22 protein-coding genes and 1 rRNA gene are annotated in these 21,408 nt (G+C 36.5%); 2 read left to right on the top strand and 21 right to left on the bottom strand.

Features of this window, described 5'->3' with window-relative positions; all coding sequences use genetic code 11:
* Positions 1-112 (bottom strand): 16S ribosomal RNA (locus BMX83_RS03220); the annotation flags it as partial.
* Positions 113-496: 384 nt separating this feature from the next.
* Positions 497-1,216, bottom strand: coding sequence for an O-methyltransferase (locus BMX83_RS03215; RefSeq protein WP_177170479.1), 720 nt, complete (start codon positions 1,214-1,216; stop codon positions 497-499).
* A 126-nt stretch (positions 1,217-1,342) separates the two neighbouring features.
* On the opposite strand from BMX83_RS03215, the gene cbpA reads away from it, so the two are divergent.
* On the top strand, positions 1,343-1,981 hold the full coding sequence (gene cbpA / locus BMX83_RS03210; protein ID WP_091633276.1) for a cyclic di-AMP binding protein CbpA: 639 nt from the start codon (positions 1,343-1,345) through the stop codon (positions 1,979-1,981).
* A gap of 78 nt (positions 1,982-2,059) precedes the next feature.
* On the opposite strand, the gene BMX83_RS03205 is transcribed toward cbpA, so the two are convergent.
* From BMX83_RS03205 to BMX83_RS03110, 19 genes are all read right to left on the bottom strand, one after another.
* Entirely contained in the window at positions 2,060-2,554 is a 495-nt protein-coding gene (locus tag BMX83_RS03205) for a QueT transporter family protein (protein ID WP_091633272.1), read from the bottom strand.
* A 201-nt stretch (positions 2,555-2,755) separates the two neighbouring features.
* Positions 2,756-4,159 carry an aldehyde dehydrogenase family protein gene (locus BMX83_RS03200; RefSeq protein WP_091633266.1) on the bottom strand — a complete coding sequence of 468 codons (1,404 nt, stop codon included), beginning with the start codon at positions 4,157-4,159 and terminating at the stop codon, positions 2,756-2,758.
* 244 nt (positions 4,160-4,403) lie between these two features.
* Entirely contained in the window at positions 4,404-4,760 is a 357-nt protein-coding gene (locus tag BMX83_RS03195) for a type II toxin-antitoxin system PemK/MazF family toxin (RefSeq protein WP_091633260.1), read from the bottom strand.
* Between the two features lie 70 nt (positions 4,761-4,830).
* Positions 4,831-5,079 carry a hypothetical protein gene (locus tag BMX83_RS03190; RefSeq protein ID WP_091633254.1) on the bottom strand — a complete coding sequence of 83 codons (249 nt, stop codon included), beginning with the start codon at positions 5,077-5,079 and terminating at the stop codon, positions 4,831-4,833.
* A gap of 169 nt (positions 5,080-5,248) precedes the next feature.
* Positions 5,249-5,602 carry a holo-ACP synthase gene (gene acpS / locus BMX83_RS03185; protein WP_091633246.1) on the bottom strand — a complete coding sequence of 118 codons (354 nt, stop codon included), beginning with the start codon at positions 5,600-5,602 and terminating at the stop codon, positions 5,249-5,251.
* Positions 5,603-5,741: 139 nt separating this feature from the next.
* Positions 5,742-7,199, bottom strand: a complete 1,458-nt coding sequence (gene cshA, locus BMX83_RS03180; RefSeq protein WP_091633243.1) for a degradosome RNA helicase CshA — start codon at positions 7,197-7,199, stop codon at positions 5,742-5,744.
* Positions 7,200-7,535: 336 nt separating this feature from the next.
* Positions 7,536-8,930, bottom strand: a complete 1,395-nt coding sequence (locus BMX83_RS03175; protein WP_091633241.1) for a UDP-N-acetylmuramoyl-tripeptide--D-alanyl-D-alanine ligase — start codon at positions 8,928-8,930, stop codon at positions 7,536-7,538.
* A complete protein-coding gene (locus BMX83_RS03170; protein WP_091633237.1) occupies positions 8,908-10,014 on the bottom strand; it encodes a D-alanine--D-alanine ligase family protein in 1,107 nt (368 codons plus the stop codon). The genes BMX83_RS03175 and BMX83_RS03170 overlap by 23 nt, the downstream gene beginning before the upstream one ends.
* A 246-nt stretch (positions 10,015-10,260) precedes the next feature.
* Entirely contained in the window at positions 10,261-10,518 is a 258-nt protein-coding gene (locus BMX83_RS03165; RefSeq protein WP_091633234.1) for a type B 50S ribosomal protein L31, read from the bottom strand.
* 203 nt (positions 10,519-10,721) lie between these two features.
* Positions 10,722-11,978 carry a transcription termination factor Rho gene (rho, locus tag BMX83_RS03160; RefSeq protein WP_091633232.1) on the bottom strand — a complete coding sequence of 419 codons (1,257 nt, stop codon included), beginning with the start codon at positions 11,976-11,978 and terminating at the stop codon, positions 10,722-10,724.
* Between the two features lie 18 nt (positions 11,979-11,996).
* On the bottom strand, positions 11,997-13,268 hold the full coding sequence (locus tag BMX83_RS03155; RefSeq protein WP_091633227.1) for a UDP-N-acetylglucosamine 1-carboxyvinyltransferase: 1,272 nt from the start codon (positions 13,266-13,268) through the stop codon (positions 11,997-11,999).
* Between the two features lie 35 nt (positions 13,269-13,303).
* Positions 13,304-13,867: a biotin transporter BioY gene (locus BMX83_RS03150; protein ID WP_177170478.1), complete on the bottom strand. Its 564-nt coding sequence runs from the start codon at positions 13,865-13,867 to the stop codon at positions 13,304-13,306.
* A 185-nt stretch (positions 13,868-14,052) separates the two neighbouring features.
* The gene (locus BMX83_RS03145; RefSeq protein ID WP_091633221.1) at positions 14,053-14,805 is read right to left on the bottom strand and encodes an SDR family NAD(P)-dependent oxidoreductase; all 753 of its coding nucleotides are present in this window, start codon (positions 14,803-14,805) and stop codon (positions 14,053-14,055) included.
* A gap of 219 nt (positions 14,806-15,024) precedes the next feature.
* The gene (fba, locus tag BMX83_RS03140; protein ID WP_091633217.1) at positions 15,025-15,882 is read right to left on the bottom strand and encodes a class II fructose-1,6-bisphosphate aldolase; all 858 of its coding nucleotides are present in this window, start codon (positions 15,880-15,882) and stop codon (positions 15,025-15,027) included.
* A 1,331-nt stretch (positions 15,883-17,213) separates the two neighbouring features.
* Complete coding sequence (locus tag BMX83_RS03130; RefSeq protein WP_091633211.1) at positions 17,214-17,408, bottom strand: hypothetical protein; 195 nt, start codon at positions 17,406-17,408, stop codon at positions 17,214-17,216.
* Between the two features lie 90 nt (positions 17,409-17,498).
* Positions 17,499-18,020, bottom strand: a complete 522-nt coding sequence (locus BMX83_RS03125) for a hypothetical protein (RefSeq protein ID WP_091633208.1) — start codon at positions 18,018-18,020, stop codon at positions 17,499-17,501.
* Positions 18,021-18,043: 23 nt separating this feature from the next.
* Positions 18,044-18,682: a hypothetical protein gene (locus BMX83_RS03120; protein WP_091633206.1), complete on the bottom strand. Its 639-nt coding sequence runs from the start codon at positions 18,680-18,682 to the stop codon at positions 18,044-18,046.
* Positions 18,683-19,101: 419 nt separating this feature from the next.
* Positions 19,102-19,695, bottom strand: a complete 594-nt coding sequence (rpoE, locus tag BMX83_RS03115) for a DNA-directed RNA polymerase subunit delta (RefSeq protein WP_091633203.1) — start codon at positions 19,693-19,695, stop codon at positions 19,102-19,104.
* A gap of 84 nt (positions 19,696-19,779) precedes the next feature.
* Complete coding sequence (locus BMX83_RS03110) at positions 19,780-20,220, bottom strand: YwiB family protein (RefSeq protein WP_177170477.1); 441 nt, start codon at positions 20,218-20,220, stop codon at positions 19,780-19,782.
* 254 nt (positions 20,221-20,474) lie between these two features.
* Here BMX83_RS03110 and BMX83_RS03105 point away from each other — a divergent pair, with 254 nt between their 5' ends.
* Positions 20,475-21,311: a lipoate--protein ligase family protein gene (locus tag BMX83_RS03105; RefSeq protein WP_091633197.1), complete on the top strand. Its 837-nt coding sequence runs from the start codon at positions 20,475-20,477 to the stop codon at positions 21,309-21,311.
* Positions 21,312-21,408 lie beyond the last annotated feature (97 nt).

Genomic DNA, 21,408 nt, shown 5'->3' with positions numbered 1-21,408 from the left:
ACCCGTTCGCCACTCTTCAACACTCTGCAAGCAGAGTGCATCATCGTTCGACTTGCATGTATTAGGCATGCCGCCAGCGTTCGTCCTGAGCCAGGATCAAACTCTCAATTTGATTGTTTGATGTAGCTCAATTTAAAAATTGTGAGTTAAACATGTTAACTCATTTGTGTTGTCTTGATTCAATAAATTGAATCGAAGACCCCTGCACATTTGGTTGTTTTACTTTGTTCAGTTTTCAAAGATCTATTTCATTCAGTTGTCGGCGACGTGATGTGCCAACTCGTATAATACTACAGTGTTTCTTTTTTGTTGTCAAGAACTTTTTCAAATTCTTTTTATTCTATATTGTATGAAAATTTTAACAAAAAAAGAAAAGTACTGGGTTGCGCTTAATCAACAACGTATACTACTTTACCAGTTCTTTTCTTTTTCGTCAACTATTTTTATGAAATTATTTAATTTTTTATACTAACTTTTATCCTTCTCAATAACTACCTTATGCCCTTGGCTCCCCTGTTAGCATAAAACCAAAATCAAATGACTCTCTTTTCGTTATAAGTAACAAGCCGTCTCCCAATGGTATAATAGAAGCATCCAATGCTGGGTGATCAAGAACAACATCTAAAAAGGCGTTGAGTTTTTCATGAATTTTTCGTCTTCGTCTCGGAACATCAGAACGGTCATCCAAAATCGTCCCCCCTTGGAGAACATCATCAATCGCTATAACTCCTCCCTTTTTCAACAATTCATAGCAAAGTGGAAAAAAATCATAGTACTTTGCCTTAGCACTATCCATGAATATAAAATCAATGGATTCATTCTTCAATTTTTCTAACCAATCACTTGCCTGGCCCTCAAGTAAAGTAACTTGGTCAGAAATTCCTAAAGTTTCAAAATTCACTTTAGCTTTCTCTATCATATCTGGATTACGCTCTATTGTTGTTACATGACTACCTGTAGATGAAGCCTGTATCATTAATCCAGCTGAAAAACCAATAGCTGTTCCAATTTCTAAAATCTCTTTTGGCTGTAATATAGGTAGTAGCCAGTTAAAAAAGGTTACGGTCTCATGAGGAATAATCGGCACACGCCTTTCGTTAGCCCACATTTCAATCTTTCTTAATTCTCCCGATAGTTGTTTCTGCTCTTTTCTTAAATATTCTCTAACATCATTCTCTATCACAGGTCTATCCATCATTTCATTTCTTTTTATCATATTAACTCCTTTTTTATACGTTCTTTTCTTTATTTTACACTGAATTGTCTAGGCTACCAAGTAGTAATCTGTTATAATGAAAATGTGAATACAGAAAAAATCAGATGAGAAGGAGCAAATTATTTTATGTTGATTAAGCAATTAACTGTACCTAAAAACATTGTTTCAATTATATCAGAAGATGCAACGCTTGAAGAGGCTATTACACTACTCGAAGAGACGGGCTACAGGTGTGTCCCTGTTCTTGATCAAAGCGAAAAGATTTTTAGAGGTAACATCTATAAAATGCATATTTATAGACACAAAGCTAATGGCGGAGATATGTCTCTTCCCGTGACGCATCTTTTAAAAAATGCGACAAAATACGTGCATATAAACTCTTCATTTTTTAAAATATTTTTTATGATAAAGGACTTACCTTACATTACTGTCTTAGATGAAAACAATCATTTTTTCGGTATCCTAACTCACAGTACTTTAATCGACTTATTACAACAGTCTTGGAGTATCGATTCAGGTAGCTACGTCCTAACAATCGCCTCACCAGGTGAAAAAGGTGACTTAACTAATATTTCTAAAATAATTAACCGTCATTGTTCTATTATGAGTTGTATCACTCTTGATAACCAGAGAGAAAATATGGTTAGACGTACAATAATGACTTTAGAACCCGATGTTTCTGAAAAAACACTAAACGAAATCAAAAAGAATCTTGCTCGTAAAGGTTTCAAAGTCGTACAAGCAGAAAATCTTCATAACGATTAATGTTTTAACTAATCAAAAAGACGCTCTATTCCTCAAAACAACTTGAGAATATGAGCGTCTTTTTGGTGCGCCGGTTTCTTAATTTCCCATTTTCTTATTGAAATTAATTTTTGAGTTTAGCGTTGTTAAAATCGGAATACCAATCCCCATTGTCACCATTTGCCCGATAAAGATCCAGAGATAAGTCAGCCAAAAGACTTCTTCCGCACCAATTATAAGTAGCATTAGAGCTATCATAAAACTCATTACAGAAAAGACGAGCGTATTGATGATCATTTTTTTAACAGGCGACTGAACTTTTTTGCTTAATATAAAATAGATAACAAAGGACAGCACCGTATGTCCCACGCCCAATACCCAATCATATATACCAAAGGGTGATAGGATAAGATTTGCTAAAACTACCCCCGCCGTCACACCATAGGCATAGCGTTTATTGAAGACAACAAGATGATTCAGCATTTCCGCTAACCTGAACTGAATAGCTCCAAATGAGAAAGGGACGATAAGTATAGTGATCCCCGTATACATTGCAGCAATAATTGCATTGATGACCCATTGTTTTGTTTTCATTAATTTCCTCCTAGTTTTTATTTCGTGGGTTGGCGCTTTCGAACCACGGCTGTTGAAAACAACAAGAGTAGTGTAGCATTTATCCTTCTCTCTTTCAATTGGCACTTTCTTTAAGTTAAGCTAAATGTTTTATAGTACTTTCATTCATCCAAAGATAAAGAGCACGCATAGTTTACGACTACGCGTGCTCTTTATCTTTAATTAGGTAAACCATTTACGAAAATAGCTAAATAATTTTATTCTCTGAGATTTATGTGGTGGAAATAGTGCTTTATTTGCATAATCCTTTTTCTGATTATATAACACTTTCTCATAAGTGAATGTTTTATAGCTTGAATAACCATGGTAACTCCCTATCCCACTATTACCGACACCACCAAAAGGTATTTTGGAACTAGCTACATGTAAAATAACCTGATTAACAACGAGAGCCCCTGTTTTTATAGAGTTATTAACCTCTTTAACATATTTTGGATTATCTGAAAATAAGTAAGTGACTAGCGGAGCTGCTTGCTTATTTAGTTTTGTTAATAATCGATCGGATGACTCGTACGCTATGATGGGCAATATCGGTCCAAATACTTCCTCTTTGGCTAAGCCTGTATCTTCTTTGATATTATTCATTAAAGTAGGCTCTATGAATAAAGCATCTCTTTTTCCACTGCCTCCATATATAATGTCTCCTTGAGTTAAATGGTTTTTTATTTTATCAAAGTGCTTTGAGTCAACTAACCGACTATAATCACTACTTTTTTCTGGTTCCCTACCATAAAAATCTCGAATCGTCTCTATAGCAAGGCGGGTAAATTTCTCCTCTACTGCCTTATGCACATACACAGTATCGGGCGCAATACAGGTTTGTCCTGCATTTAAAAATTTGCCCCAAATTATTTTTTGTACTGTTTCTTTTGTACAATGTGTTTCATCCACTATACATGGATTTTTTCCACCTAATTCAAGCGTTATAGGGGTTAGTGTACGCGAAGCAGCTTCATAGACTTTTCTTCCTATCAAAGAACTACCTGTGAAAAATATATAATCCCAATTCATCGTCAACAACGCCTGCGCAGTGTCAGCTTCTCCTTCTACAACAAAAATTTCTTCAGGATCAAAATAACTTGATATTAGTTTGTTAACTAATTGGCTCACAGCGGGAGATTTTTCTGATGGCTTTATAAAACAGCGATTCCCAGCAGCGATTGCTCCGATTAAGGGAACAAAAGTTAGTTGAAGAGGATAATTCCAGGGACTAATAATTAAAATAGAACCATAGGGAACGTTCAAAATAGATTGCTCGACCTTACCTAAGACAGTATGTTTAGTGTTTTCGTCTGTTTCCATCCACCTTCTCAAATGATTTTTTACATAATCGAGTTCATTTAATGTCGTGGCTATTTCAGAAGTGAAACTTTCCATTTCAGACTTTCCTAAATCAGAATTTAAAGCAGTTAACCACTCTCTTTCATGTTTCTTAATTATTTTTTTCAATCGATTTAATCGATCGATTCGTTTTGAATAATTTGCTTTTGAATAATTAGTTACTTGTTCTTTTTGAATTTCTTGAAGCATTAACCATTTTTCTTTATTTGCATTTGAATCAGTCATCAGATTACACTTCCCTTTTAAAAAATTATTTTATATTTTAATGTTGTTCATCCAATCAAATAGCTACCTATAGTATCAAATATAGCATAGATATGGGTTTATACTAGAATATCGCTAACACCGTTAACTACTAACCATCATGCTATTGATGAGTGTTGAACATTTTCACTGATATCCATAGTTATGCAAAAGACAGCACTGATACATTGATCAATGCTGTCTTTTCTAAGTATTATTTTTTAAATCAAATATGTCTGTACTGATTAGACAGACCGATGCTTATCGCTAAAGCATCGTCTACCATTCCCATTGTTTTATTATCTAATTGGGTGACCTGATCTCTTAAGCGTTGTTTGTCAATCGTTCTCAATTGTTCGAGTAAGACAACGGAATTTTTTTCTAATCCTTTATCTGCTCCGACTTCTACGTGCGTCGGCATCTTTCCTTTTTCTATTTTGGTCGTTATAGCGGCAACAATAACTGTCGGACTATATTTATTACCGACATTATTCTGAACAATCAGAACAGGGCGCATTCCCCCTTGTTCGGATCCAATTACCGGTGATAAATCAGCATAATATATCTCTCCGCGTTTAACCATAGGCTTTCCTCCTCAAAGGCGCCTTTTGGACAAAGGGACTTTCTTTTTTATTGAAAAAGGCAGTTTCCCTTCAGATATGGGCGTGTATATCATTCTCACAACCATCGAATTCTGAGCATATTTCCAAATTAATCCTGCCCATTTCTGCATATCCTTTCCTCATGGCATCCATTTTATTCATGGTATCTTTGATGAAACATTGAAGCATATCATTAATTAGTTCAGATTCTTCAATGTCTGCATCCTGACAATATTCTTCTATTTCTTCGTATATGGACTGTTTCAATTCAATCGTCATCTCTTTATTATACTCTTCCATGAATAATGCCCTCCAAAAAAATTAGTGCTTTATATCCCCGTTTTTTGTGATTAAAACAAAAGAACAGTAACTCTCACGGTAAACCAAAAGATACCTATCTTATCTTAGTTTATCATGAAAGTTAAAGCAACTGACCGTTTCTTTGTGACAATTCTATGAAGGAAGGTATTTAACTTTTTTCTAAGATGACTTGTGAGGCTGCAAGATTATCTGTATGCGTGATGGAGACCCAGACATTTCCTTTAAATGGACTTTGAGTAACAATCGGCTTTCCTAAGGGGTCCGGTAATAGCTCAACATCTAAAAAACTAACTTTGCCTATACCAGTGCCCATCGCCTTAGCGAATGCTTCCTTTACAGAAAAGCGCCCCGCTAAAAATTCATATTGACGTTTCCCCTTCAATCCACTAAACAGTTTAAATTCTTCGTTTGTTAGTACCTTATGTGCGAATCTCTTATTTTTTATGTACGCCTTTTTTATTCTATCTATTTCCACGACATCTAAACCAATACCAACAATCATTTTTTTCCTCTATTCTCTAAATCATCCATACTAATCTTACTTATATAAGCTTATCAAATTAATACCCTATTGTCATTTAATACGTTTTTTATTAATAAAAGCCGATAAGTTTTTCAACTTACCGGCTTTCTTTATCATTCTATTTAGCTTTTTTAGATCGACGGTTATTTTGACGTTTGCCTTTGTAATCATTATTTGAGCGTTTTTTACCTTTATAATTACGGTTACCGCCACTTTTACCTCTGCCTTTTCCTCTACTACGGTTACGCTTATCTTTGTTAGGAAGCGGACGTTGTGGAGAAATTTTCACAGGGACATCAGTCGGATCTTTAACCATCGCTTTTACTAAAGCTGCAGCAAGATCTTCAGCTGAATATGCAGAAAGTAGTTTTTCTGCAGCTAATTCATATTTGTCCAAGCCATTTTTATCGATTGTTTTTTGAATCTCTTCCATGGCTGATTGCAGTTGACTTTCTAGCGCTTCATCATTGGTAGGTGGACGAAGTGTAGTCATTGACTGTTTCGTCAATTTTTCTATTGTACGCAGATAGCCCATTTCTTGAGGCGTGACAAATGTAACAGCAACGCCTTCTTCTCCAGCACGACCTGTACGTCCAATTCGGTGAACGTAGCTTTCAGGGTCTTGTGGAATATCGTAGTTGTAAACATGTGTCAGACCAGTAACGTCAAGACCACGCGCTGCGACGTCTGTTGCTACTAAGATATCTATTTTGCCTTTTTTGAAATCTTTCAAGACACTCATACGTTTACTTTGAGATAAATCACCATGGATTCCTTCAGCCTGGTAGCCACGCATCTCTAATCCTTTAGACAATTCATCTACACGTTTTTTAGTACGTCCAAAGATTAAGGCTGATTTTGGATTCTGCACGTCAATTAAACGTGTAAGGATATCAAATTTTTCATTATCTCTTGCTTTTGTATAGAACTGGTCAATAGTAGCTGCTGATAATGTTTTGGTTTTAATACGGACGGTTTCAGGATCTTGCATAAAGCGCACACCGATACGTTTAATAGCATCAGGCATCGTTGCAGAGAAAAGCAAGGTTTGACGCTCTTTTGGCGTTTCTTTGATGATAGACTCGATATCCTCGATGAATCCCATATTTAGCATCTCATCTGCTTCGTCTAATACAAGCGTTTCAACTTTATCTAAACGCAAGGTTTTACGACGAATGTGATCAAGCATACGACCCGGTGTTCCTACAACAATCTGGGCGCCACCTTTTATTTGTTTAATTTGTCTTCTGATGTCTGCTCCACCGTATACACAAGTAACTTTCACACGTTTGTCTTTACTTAGACGGAAAAGTTCTTCTTGAGTCTGGATAGCTAATTCACGCGTAGGCGCGATAACTAAACCTTGGACGACATGTTTAGATGTATCGATTTTTTGTAGCATTGGCAAACCAAAAGCCGCAGTTTTCCCTGTACCTGTTTGTGCTTGCCCGATAACATCTTTACCTTCTAAAGCAAGTGGTATCGTTTGTTCTTGGATAGGTGTTGTTTCTTCAAAGCCCATCCCTTTTACGGATTTCAGTAGTTCTGGTATTAAATCTAGTTCATTAAATTTCAAAAAATGTTTCCTCCTATTATTTTCCTTAGCAGGCATTCGTTTTCGTTTAAGAGCCAAGGATGATTTTCTCATTTTAAAGGAGAAGACCAATTCTTGAAAAACAGAACGTTCCGTAATTCTGTTCAAACAAAGACCCTAGTGCACGTATCTCATCGTTCGATGCGGTACACCAGGGTATGACATTTAACTTGACTCAGTATTTATTATTTTAATTTTAATTTTACACGATAGACATTTCTATCTACTAAACGAATAGCTGTCTGTCTTACTTTGATATCTTATCATGTGTCCCGAATGTTTTCAACTTATTTTCATTTATCGCCAAATGAATACGTTTTACCTATCACTTTGCTGACTTAACTCAGTCACAACTTCTAGCATGCCGGTACTGTAGCTGGATTTAAACACTGCCGTATCGTTAATTCTCAAACTTTCTTTAAGATGCTCAACCAACGCACCCTTATCTCCAGAAAAATGATACACTTTCGTTTCATCCATTTTCTTTTTCATCTCTTCATACAAGCAACGCATATTTTCACCGTAAAGAACCAATTCATCAAATGTATCTGCCTCAATTTCTTTGTGCAATTTACGGTGCATTTCTCCCGCCTGTTCACCAAGTTCAAGTATGTCACCCAAGACAACAATTTTACGGCCAGGCACCTCTATCCCTTTAAAATAATTTAAAACAGCGCGCACGGAAGAAGGACTGGCATTATAGGCATCATTCAAAAGTATTGAGTCATTTATTCCATCTACCCACTCGAGACGGTCTTTCGTTAATTGAAAATGAGCGAGTTTGGTGTAAATTTCTTCGATATTGATACCTAATGATTCGCCTGCAAGTATTGTTGCTAAAGCATTCTGAACGTTATATTCACCTGGAATAGGCAATTCGCATGTCATCGATGGGTGCTGGTTAGTCTTGAATCTAGTCTGTTTCATTTCCGTCTCGACTTCTGTGGAATACACATCAACACCTTTATTTTTACCAAAGGTTTTAATTGTTTTTACTCTTACGTCGACCCAGCCTTTGTCAATACGCGATTGTAATAAAGGTTCTTCTCCTGGATATATAAGGGTTCCCTGTTCCATTCCTTCAACAATTTCAAGCTTTGCTTCTGCAATACCTTCTCTTGATCCTAAGAATTCAATATGGGATTCACCGATCATTGTTATAACTGCAATATCCGGTTCAGCAATATTCGATAAGGCCTTTATTTCTCCTTTTTCTCCCATTCCCATTTCAAGAACAATCACTTCAACATCCTTCTCCATATTTAAAATAGTCATGGGTAACCCAAGATGATTATTGAAATTCCCATCTGTTTTATGTGTTTTATACTTTGAAGAAGCTACCGCAGCTACCATGTCTTTCGTTGTGGTTTTCCCGTTACTACCTGTGATTCCCACTACTTTAGGAGAGACGTTATTTAAATGATATTTTGCAAAGGATTGAAAAGCTTTCTGGGTATCATCGACTTGTATGACAGCAATATCTAAAGGAGCATTCTCAATGGGATCACTCCATAAAGTAGCTGATGCACCTTTGTCTATAGCCGTTTGAATAAATGCATGGCCATTACGCTCAGCTGTTAGTGGTATAAATAAATCTCCCTCTGCTAGCGTACGCGTATCAAATGAAACGCCTGACACGTCTTTTATCTTTCCCTTATTTACTATTTCCCCTTTTACTGCTTGAGCAATTTCATTCATTGTCCAGTTCGGCATCGGTATTCTCCATTTCTCTATTCTTGTTTCCTGTTGTGATTTCTTTACTTATTTTATGTTTATCCTTGTATCTACGCATACCTAATTGGATCACTTCCTCAATCAAATCATCAAATGGAATGCCTGTCTTTGTCCAAATTTTAGGATACATACTATCCGTTGTAAAACCTGGGAAAGTGTTCACTTCATTGATATAAATATCTTCTTCATTAGTCAAAAAGAAATCAACACGGGCAACTCCCGAGCCATTTATTGCTTCAAAGGCTACCGCTGCCATCTTCCGTATTTTTTTGGTTAATTCATCTGATATTTCAGCAGGAATTTTCACAACACTTTCTTGATTGAAATACTTATCTTCATAAGCATAAAATTGCTCGTCTTTAGCTACTTCGCCCGGTAGTGACGTATGTACATCTTCATTGCCAAGAATAGCTACTTCAATCTCACGTACAGGCAACTCTTTCTCTACAATAATACGGTAATCATAATTAAAAGCTAATTCTATAGCTTTAGTCAATTCTTCCTCATCAAGCACGCGTGTAATCCCAATACTAGACCCCTGATTCGCGGGCTTAACATACATGGGGTAACCTATGTATGACTCAATATTACTACAAACGTTTTGTTTGTCTACTTTCCATTCTCTTAATTTAATCTCTTTATAAGGGAGAACAGATAGGCCAGCTTCTTTAAACACGCCTTTACTTATCAGTTTATCCATACCTACGGCACCAGCCAATACACCGGAACCAACATAAGGGATATGAAGAGCTTCAAATAAACCTTGAATGGTGCCGTCTTCTCCATTCGGCCCGTGGAGGATAGGGAAAGCAAGGCATTCTTCTTCATTCAGTTCGTCAAAAGAGAATAGTTCTTTCTCATTCAAATCACTAAGTTGATCTTCAGTAGAAATTGTTTCTTTATTTTTCACTTCAGAGCCTTTGTACCATTCACCTTCTCTTGTTATGTATATAGGAATGATTGTGTGGTAATCATAATAAATATGTTTTAGGATTGAAAAAGCAGATTTAACAGATACTTCATGTTCTGCATTCTCGCCACCATATATTACGTAAATTTTCATTGGTCTACTCCTTTTCTTGGCTGATAGATTCTTTTGTTCAGCTCTTAAGAGTTGATTTTTATAGTTTAGCATAGTTACTAGTTGTCTCTAGTTGTCTCAAGTTATTTCATTATAACATCTTGGAATAAATTAATATATAAACTATAACAACCTTTATTTTATATCTTTCTTTTTAAAAACTTCTGCGGAATAGCTAGTTTTAAACAAAAAAAAGCCCTGGATAGCCAGAACTTTTTCTTTTTGTTATTATTCTTGTTCTTGTTCCAAACCGTATTTTTTGTTGAAACGATCGATACGTCCATCTGCTTGAGCAAATTTTTGACGACCTGTATAGAATGGATGAGAATCTGAAGAAATCTCAACACGGATTAATGGATATTCGTTTCCATCTTCCCATTCTACTTTCTCAGTAGATGTTTTTGTAGAACCTGACATGAATTTAAACCCTGTCGTTGTGTCCATAAAAACTACGTTACGATATTCTGGATGAATGCCTTGTTTCATTCTTTTTCACTCCTTAACTGCCATGGACTCTTTGCGAATCCATAGTTATCTTCATTCGATAGTCAAGATAAATAGCAAGTAAATAACTTTATATCCCCTTGACCTATTATCTTATCTCTTTAGTTTACAACACTACATATATTAGCATGTTTTATTTATTGATGCAATATTTAACCTGAAAAATATTTAAAACATGCTATTTTTTATTGTTTCAGTGCTTTTTTTACAAAATTTTCATTTATTTTATGGCGTTGCAAGGATTTAATGAATTGATCTGTATACTCTAACGTATCGTTGCGCATACCACGACGTAATTTATACACTGCTTCATATTCCTCTTTGGATAAAAGCATTTCTTCTTTACGGGTACTTGATTTTTTGATATCAATAGCCGGATAAATACGACGTTCTGCTAATTCACGAGATAAATGTACTTCCATATTACCTGTACCTTTAAACTCTTCATAGATTACATCATCCATTCGACTTCCTGTATCAACAAGAGCCGTTGCTACGATAGTCATACTCCCGCCTTCTTCAACATTTCGTGCGGATCCAAAGAAACGTTTAGGTCTATACAAGGCTGCTGGGTCAATCCCCCCGCTGAGTGTTCGACCGCTGGGTTGTTCTACCAGATTATAAGCACGCGCCAGACGTGTAATGCTATCCATAAGAATAACGACGTCCTGTTTATCTTCCACCAAACGACGTGCTCTTTCCAATACAAGTTCACTAACTTTGACATGATTTTGAGGTTGCTGGTCAAAGGTCGAATGGACAACTTCCCCATCAATACTGCGCTCCAAATCTGTTACTTCTTCTGGTCGCTCATCAATCAATAGGACAATAAGTTCTACATGCGGATGATTAGCTTTGATTCCATTAGCGATTTCTTTAAGCAAGGTCGTTTTACCAACTTTAGGTGGTGAAACAATCAACCCACGCTGACCAAATCCAATAGGCGCAATCAAATCAATCATACGCGCAGATAGTTCACTTGATGAAGACTCCAAGTTGATCCGTCTTTCTGGATACAAGGGAGTTAGTGCTGGAAAGTGCGGTCGTTCTCTTGCCTCTTCTGGATTTTTACCGTTCACCAATTGGACGTTCATCAGTCCATAATAGCGTTCGCCAGCTTTAGGTGGACGCGCTGTTCCCGTTATTTTATCTCCGTTACGTAATCCAAAACGGGCCATTTGTGATGCGGAAATATAGACATCTTCATTGCTGTGTGAATAATTTATCGGACGAAGAAACCCGAAATCTTGATGACTGATTTTATCTAGCACGCCACTGACACGGAAGAAACCTTGCTTTTCTTCCTCGGCGCGGATAACAGCCATTGATAATTCTTTTTTATTCATTTGGCTATATGAAGGAATCTTTAACTCTTTTGCCAATTCATAAATTTCTTTCAACGTTTTTTCTTGTAGTTTACTGTATGTTATAAATTTAGCCACACTCAGGTCCCCTATTCATTAATCTTGCCGATCTTCCATATATAAATCTGCACCGAGCGCAGTTAATTTTTCAACGATCTTATCGTAACCCCTCAGGATATTATCTACCCCATCAATGATTGTTTCGCCTTCAGCTAAGAGTCCTGCAACAACCATACATGCCCCAGCACGTAAATCTGTTGCCATAACCTCTGCACCTTCCAGTTTATGTCCACCCTCAATAAGAATAACATCACTTTCTACCCGTGCATTCGCACCCATTCTATTCAGTTCAGGTATGTGTTTAATTCGCTTGGGATATATTGTATCAACAATCATCGACTCGCCTTCAGCCGACATCAATAACGGTGTAAATGGCTGTTGCAAATCTGTTGCAAATCCTGGATAAGGTAGTGTCTTGATGGATACACCTTTCAAAGGACCCTCTGGTGCTGTCACACGAACATAGTCTTCGCCGATTTCAAGTGGCACACCCATTTCTTCCATTTTTGCGATGAGCCCTTCTAAATGTTTTACAATAACGTTATTAATTCTAACATCTTTCCCTTTAGCTGCAGCCATAATTAAATAAGTTCCTGCTTCTATACGGTCAGGTATAACGGTATGGTGGCATCCGTGCATTTCTTCAACACCATCAATACGAATAACATCGGTACCAGCACCGCGTACTTTAGCTCCCATATTATTTAATAGCGTAGCCACATCAATAATTTCTGGTTCGCGCGCAGCATTCTCAATTACTGTTCGACCTTTAGCTTTAACAGCTGCTAGCATAATATTTATCGTCGCGCCTATAGAGACAACGTCGAAATAAATACGCGCAGCTTCCAGTCCTTTATCCTCTGTTCTTAGGTACATCGCGCCTCTTTCATTTTCAACTGTTGCGCCTAATGCACGAAACCCTTTTAAGTGCTGATCAATTGGACGCGGACCTAAAAAGCAGCCACCTGGGAGCCCTACAACGCCTTGACCAAATTTTGTCAGTAAAGCTCCCATAAAGTAATAAGAAGCTCTCAAGCTTTTAATCTTACCACTAGGCATAGGGACGGAAATCATGTCTGTTGGATCTATCGTTAATGTCGTTCCTTCAAATGTTGTTTTTACATTCATCTCATTTAGAATAGAAATAAGTGAGTGAACATCTGAGATATCTGGAACACCTTCTAATGTGACAGGAGAATCAGCTAATATAGCAGCGGGTATAAGTGCAACGGTACTATTTTTAGCACCTGAAATTGTCACTTCACCATTAAGTTCTCGTCCTCCGTTAACAATTAATTTCTGTGTCATTTTTAATCCTCTCTTTTTCAAAAATAATACGTCGGTTAATAGCGATTTATTCGCTTATAAAATGATAGTTTCTTCAGCCTTTCATAAATAAGCACTGAAACAAGTACTTTCAAAGTGTCAATCGGCAGAAAAACTGTGAGATTCGTCGTAAGTATTGCGCCTAATTTAACAGGTGTATCTAGCACTATATTCAAAAGACCATACTGATATGCTATACCAATGACATACAAAATGAATACACCTACTAGCATTATCAGTCCATTTTGGATTTTTGTCGTCATTTTATTTATCCCTTTACCAATGAATAATCCTACGGGTATTGCACCAAGGATATAACCAAAAGAAGGCGATAGTAACTGGCCGATGCCACCCGCTCCGCCTGCAAATACAGGGAAGCCTAGGAGTCCAGCTAACATATAAATCCCTATGGCCATTATACCTTTTACAGGTCCAAGGATAGCAGGAATCAATAGAAATAAAACGACTTGCAATGTGATAGGAACAAATCCAATCGGTATGATAACTAGTGAAGCGATGGCTAGAAGTGTCGTTGATATGGCGATTTGAGTTAAATCTTTTGTATTTATTTTTTTAAACAAATTATAACCTCTATTTCTTATTTAAAACGAACTATAAACAGTATAAACAATTCGTTCATTAAATACAATGCGTTATATAAAATGAATGCGCGTTGTTATGTGCCTACAGTATCGCTTTTAAAGCACGTTATAACAAACCTGCCTTGAACCAAATAACGTCCAACAGCAGGTATATACATTCTTATTTAACGTAGTTTGATACTTCCGCCGTCGACCATGATCGTCTGTCCAGTGATATAATCAGAATCTTCACTACCTAAAAATACGGCAGTGCGGCCAATGTCTTCTTCAACATCTCCTAAACGTCCCATTGGAATGCCACTGAGCATATTTTCATAGTATTCAGGACTTTCTTCCGCCCATTTCATGATACCTTCAGATTTCGCAATAGGTGATATGATATTCACATTAATTCCAAAGGGTCCAAATTCATTTGCAGCCACACGACTTATTCCACGTATAGCTTCTTTAGCTGCTGCATAAGTGCCTTGGTTCGTGTGCCCATTTATGCCGGCACCTGATGAAAAGTTAATAATTTTTCCTTTTGTCTCTTTTAAATACGGTAATGCGGCTTGCATCAAGTAAAAAGTTGGATAAAATCCCGTATTAAATGAGAAATCAAGGTCTGCTTGAGTCGTCTCTTCAATCGATGCCATTTTTGAAGCATGGGCATTATTGATAAGGATATCAATTTTACCGTATTTATCTGCAACTTGTTCTACAATATCAGATAATTTATCACGGTCGGTTAAATCCTGTTGGATAAACAGTGAATCGGGAGAGTATTTCTGTAATTCCTTTAATACTTTCTCGCCTGCTTCTTTGTCTAAGTCAACGATTGCAACTTTAGCGCCTTCTTTGACATAGGCCATAGCCATACCTCGACCGATGCCGCCGGCTCCGCCTGTAATGATGGTTACTTTGTCTTTTAATCTCATCTTTTATAATGCTTTATCTTCAGTTCTTTCATTTAATGGTAAGTGTCTTTTCCACTACTTGCAAATATAAGGAGTCATAAGCAATCCCTTTATTTCATTTAAATGAAATAAAAAATCACTCCCAAAACAATGATGCTCTTGTTTTGGGAGTGATCCACAATCAAAATAATCTGTTTGCTTTCAAATAGACTATTTTTAAATTATTCGTTTATTTAATTATTAAGCTTGTCCTGAAGAGCCGAATTCTTGCATTTTAGCTTTTGTTGCAGTTGTGATATTTTCTTTACCAGGTCCAACAATCTTACGAGGATCGTAAACTTTGTCGTCATTAGCAATAACTTCACGTGTACGCTTAGTCCATACTTGTTGTAATTCAGTGTTTACATTAATTTTAGTATGTCCGTATTCAATTGCTTTTTTGATTTGGTGAGTTGGGATTCCAGATCCACCGTGCAATACTAAAGGAGCACCTGTTAAATCAGAAATTTCTTTCATTTCGTCAAAACCAAGTTTTGGTTCGCCTTCGTAATCACCGTGAACAGAACCTAAAGCCGCTGCTAATGCATCGATTTTAGCTTCTTCAACCATACGTTTACATTCTTCAGGGTCAGCATACATAACGCCACCAGTCACACCGTCTTCAGTACCACCGACAGTTCCAACTTCCGCTTCAACTGATGCGCCTTTTGAATGAGCATATTCTACAACTGTTTTCGTTGCTTTAATATTTTCTTCGATCGGGAATTTTGAGTTATCGATCATAACTGATGAAAAACCAGCATCGATAGCTGCTGTACATGTTTCCAAAGAAGAACCGTGATCCAAGTGAACAGCTACTGGAACAGTAATGTTCATTGTGTCTATCAATGCATTAACCATAGCAGTAACGACTTTGAATCCACCCATATATTTAGCTGCTCCTTCAGAAACACCTAAAATAACTGGAGATTTTTCTTCCTCTGCTGCTTGTAAAATGGCCTGTGTCCATTCCAAGTTGTTGATGTTGAATTGTCCAACAGCATATTTTTCTTTTAATGCTTTGTTCAACATTTCTGTCATACTTACTAATTGACCCATGTGTATAGCCTCCTAAAATTTTTGCGTACTTTTAAAAACCGAGATACGCACTCGGACTCATTATCCATTATAAACAAAATTTCACAATAAAACTAGTACAAATGTCTATAATGTTGTTTGCTTATCTAAAATTTTACTCATTATACTCTAATTTCTTGAAACCTGTAAAGATTATTCAGTATTAGACAAAAAAAGAGAGTTATTCTAGAGACATTTTCTATCTCTTATGAATAACCCTTTTATTTACTGCTTTTATTATAATGTTGTAAACCTCTTAATCGCTGGATACAATTTACAGTACATTTTTATGTAAACCTATTATCATGAGATGTTCTATTTACTTTATCTTTTTTATGTCAATATCCTTGCTTATCTTTTCTAATAAAAAGACTATTCTAAAGAGTATGCCCAACAGAATCCCAATTCCAATTATTAAACCGTAGTTTCCTAAAAAAAATAATACAACTACTAAAAGAATCGCTATGAACATCGATAACATTAAATGCATCGAATCACCTCCTTACAATCAGTATATACTAGCAAAAGTGACAATAATAGTCTGACCCGACTATTATTGTCATAAAGATTTATGGAAATCACTTAATAAATCCCCCACGAATGAAATCTTCTAAGAGGTTTATCTCTTGAAAGGTTCTATTTTTAAACACTACAAATCGGTCGGATTACACTACCACTTACACACTTTTTATTTTCTTGGTATACACTAAAAATAGGTATAAAAACTGAAAGAAAAACTCTTTGAACTGTCCAGTTATGAAAACATTTACTGGAAAACGATGGCTTCTTTTTCAGCTTTCCCTTGCGGGAGAATTGTCGGATCCTCCTTCCGCTTCAAAAGAAGAGACGCTTTCACATATAAGAATATACGAACAGGTGGATGAAGAGGATCATTACGAGAATATGGTCAAGTATAGAAAGCGTTTGATAGAAAAACATAAGAAAAGCAGAACGAGTCCGCCTTGACCCCTGCGAAAAATTGCTGTTCAACTAGCACGGTTCCGGCTTAGTTGAACAGTACCAGGGAAGCATAGCGACCGTGGTTTCCTCTAAGCGGTAGCAAAGCTCTTTTACAGTCGCTTTGTACTAAGGCTCTACGAAATAAATTTCTAGAGTCTCAGCAAATGAGCAGCTTGCGCGCAATTGCGATTGATTGTTGTGGCTTCAGTCGCTTACAAGCATCGTATGCGTAGTGTTCTTCGTAGCTGGGTACAAGTCATCTTTTTTCGCACGGGGTCAGGCTCGTTCTGCTAGACAACATTCTCGCAGACAGAAAAGTTTATACTTCCTATACACTAAAAAAAGGAGAACCATCATAGAAAGTTTTTACCTTCCAGGAATGACTCTCCTATTGTCGTTGCTGTGAGCACAGCTTCGCCCTCTGTTCTGTATTCATTGAAGCGAGCTCCCGATTTGTCGATCACTATTTTGATTGTAACTGTCTCTGCATCATGAGTCAGAAAAATCGCCGTTTCATCCCTGAAATTCCCATCAGAATAGAATTCCACGATTACGTTACCTCATTATCAATCCACTGCAGATGCCCTTCTGATTTTCTTTCCTTCTTCCTTCTCCATCTAATCAAACGTCGGCAATCATCAATCAAAACTTGTTAAATGCTCCCACAAATTAAATGTTTGTTCTTCGAGATCTTTTTTTGTTATTCCTCTCGCATAATAATATTCTTTCAAAAATAAATCACTGTTAGTATCCGCTAAACCTAAATAGGTATCCAGCACTATATATATCACTTTTCTGTTTTTAAAAAACAGCATATACGAATCTTCGAAATCACTCAAATAATATTTACGGCTCTTTTCATTAATGAGAACCTCGTAAATATTCAAATCTATATCTTCTATACCTACTTTTTTTTCAAATTCCAATAATGGATTTAAAAGAAAGGCTTCTCGTTTAATATTTTCAGGTATATTTCTGATAGAGTAGTACATTTGCTCTGTCTTTGGTTTCAGGTAGAATTCTGGCATGATTTCTTTAGAACATTTTTTAACGTCCACCAACTTGAGAACAACATCGATCGGATCTGTTATACTTTCCTTAATGTTAAGCTTCGATCCGTTTTTTTCTAACATCCTTTTTACTTGTTTATTGTTTTCCATTCTTCCCCCTGTGAATTAATTATTTAGTTAATAGGAGCATTTCTTATTCCAAAAACACTTAGCCAATCACCAGCCATATCATATAGCTGAAGTCCTGAAAAGTCTAACTTTATCTTTGATACTGATACTGGAACAGAAAAAGTTCCGGCGTGGACCGTTCCTGCTAATGCAGCTGGTTGGGCTGACATAAATCTATAACCCAGAGTATCATAAACAGTAGGAAATAGAAGGCTTGTTGATTTTATTTCCAAACTATTATATCTGTAGTTACTTACCATAATATTACCACTCCAACGTAAACTTATCTGACATACTGTTCCGGTACCTATTCTATATACATAAACTTGAGTTTCAGTTGTAGTAATAGATTTAACATTAATTGGAGATTCAGTATTATTTTTAGTTTCTCTTGTTATCATATCCGCAGTAATAAGTTGATTGATTTTTTCGTGAGATGCATTTTTTTCATCGACATCGAGAGTAATTATTTCAACTTCTGTAATTGTTTCACCACTGGTACGTATATCAGTATATTGTTCATCCGTTGAAAATACAGTACCGTTTTCATTCGTTTCAACTGCTGTAACGTTAATTTCACCAGTTACTACAAAAACAAATGTAATAAACAAAAGATATAGTCCCCACCGTAAATTTTTTTGCATAAAAAACATCCACTTCCACAGTATTTTCTTCCTATTTTTAATTGCAGTGATATCATAATTAAGCAGTGCTAATCTAATAATGTACAACAATAGAAAGGTTATCATTCATTGTCTTTGATAGCACGTTTATGGTCCAAATAACTCATACTAATTTTTCTCTTTCGCAAACACTTCACCCAAGAGAATAACTAGTGATAAAGTCGAAAAACAACTTACATTTCACATCCCTTCTTGTACAGATATAATTTTTCATCTGCCATTAGTGTATACCAATAAATACTAAAAGTGTTAAAATGGTAGTGCAATCCGACCATTTAATTTCAACGAGAAAAATCCTACTCTTTTTAAATAAGCAAAAATCATGCCGGCATGTTCGTTAGAACCTGCCGGCATGATTTATTATAAGCTATTTTTAAAATCTATTCTTCGTCGTCTTTCTCGTCATCGCCTAGGGCTTCTTCGTCATCGACAATGTTTAGGCCTTTTAAATCTTCGTCGTCTTCTTCGACGTCGTCAAGGTCTTCCAGGTCGTCTTTATACTCGCCTAGATCTTCGTCGTCTTCATCTTCAACCATAACACCATGTTCATCGACCTCAACACGATCGCCATACTTGATTGGTTCATCGTCGTCCTCGTCATCCTCATCTTCTTCAAACTCTTCATCTTCGATATCTTCATCAAAACCAAGATGTTTCTTTCTGCGACGAGGTTTTTCGTCTTCTTCGTCGTTATTATGTGTGTTTTCTTCATCGATCAGATCAATAGGATACCAGCTGCGCAATCCCCAGCGGTTGTCTCCAAGTGAAATAAAGCGGCCATCTATGTTTAGATCAGTATAAAACTGAACCATGTCTTCTTCCAAGTCTGCATCAGATAGATTGAGGTAACCTGCAACTTCAGATAGTAAATCGTTAAAGTCTTTTACTTTCCCTGTTGTCTGTAACATGGCATGTGCCACTTCAACCATGGCTAATTCTTCTTTGTTTTGATCTTTAAATTGGGTTAATTCCACGACTTATACGTCCTCTCATTCATCTTAATCTTTTAATTTTTTAATTTCTACAATAATTTGTTTAAGCCTACTTATATTACATGATTATGTGGTGAAGCGCAATCGTATATGATAGTCTCCTAATTTTTGTTGATTCACTAATAAAGAGTAGTCGACATAGATACGTCCAGCAAACGGTCTATCATAATAACTTACCCTTATATCGTCTGTTTTGACTGTCATTGGAATGATTCCTGCTGGTGTACGGTAGTTCGCTTCTGTTTCTTGCGTACTATCAAAAACAAGCCGCGTCGTCTGCTCTCCGCGTCTAATCAGTTGAACAACACCATCTGGGTTGATTTTCATCGTGACAGGTATAGTTCCCTCTTCATTCGCTTCTTCAAAGCGGATATAATAACTATTGTTCATATATACAACACGCCCAGGTTCTTCAAATGAATGATGGTGTGATTCTCCATTTTGAACATAGGAGGTTTCCATTTTAATCTCGGCTGGTAAGCCATTTTTAATTTTCTCTGAAGGCATACGTCTCATTCCTTCCTTTCCTTGTATCTATTAATCTTTTACTGTAAAGAATCTGCTGCTTATGTCAGTATACACAATTAATGCACACCTAAATGATTTCTCACCATTTAATTATAACAAACCCTTCTCTATTAGTTTAGCACAAATGTGCTTTTCCGTCCCATTAAGAATTCTTCTTTAGTTATCACACTTGGCTTCTCTTTTTGGTATACTTGAAATAAATAGTATAAACTACGGACAAGGACGGAAGTTGAATGACTGACTCTCTCGATTTTTTAACTACAATGAATGAATTTCTCGTTTACGACGAGGTGCCTTCAGAATATGCCTCTCATCGGTTTGCCCCCTTTGCTTTAACGGATGCTTTAATCAAAGAAGCAGGTGAAAAAAAGCAGCCGATTTTGCATTTTTGGACAACTAAACCTCATGTTATCTTAGGCATGATGGATACAAAATTACCTTTTTTAACGGAGGCTTTAGAAAACATCTCAGCATATGGTTATCCCTATTTAGTAAGAAATTCCGGTGGGCTGGCCGTTATAAGCGATGAGGGTGTGCTTAATTTCTCGCTCATCTTCCCTGAAGAGGAAGAACGCCTCTCAATTAACGAAGGATATGAACGCATGCACCAAATCATTCAGACAGCCTTCAAGGATTTCTCTGAGGATATTGACGCTTATGAAATCCCTGATTCTTATTGCCCAGGCGATTATGATTTAAGTATCGAGGGTAAAAAGATTGCCGGTATTGCTCAAAGACGTTTAAACGGCGGCATTGCCATTATGATTTATTTAAGTGTTACGGGAAATCAACAGAAGCGTTCTGAAATCGTTAAGGACCTTTATACTAATGGTCTAAAAGGACAAGAAACAAAATGGCACTTCCCAACTGTTCGGCCAGAAGTAATGACGACATTAGAGAAAGCTTTGTCTCAATCGTTTACTGTTTTAGATGTTAAAGAACGTATAAAGGCAACATTTACAAATGCTTCTATCAAATTAAGTGATGGCTCTTTTCCACCATCGATTCAAACCTCATATATGAAAGGCTTGGAAAAAATGATTAAGCGTAATGAAAAAATGCTACCCTAGTAAATCTTCAGTGCTGAAGGTTATAGAAAGGAGTTCTTTTTACTTCACAGGCACCTTCTAAATTAATAGTATTTAGTAGCAGAAGTAATCAGATAAA

Origin of the sequence: Alkalibacterium gilvum (genome assembly GCF_900109085.1) — a bacterium.
Classification (GTDB): Bacteria; Bacillota; Bacilli; order Lactobacillales; family Carnobacteriaceae_A; genus Alkalibacterium; species Alkalibacterium gilvum.
This window is presented reverse-complemented; position numbering and strand designations above follow the sequence as displayed.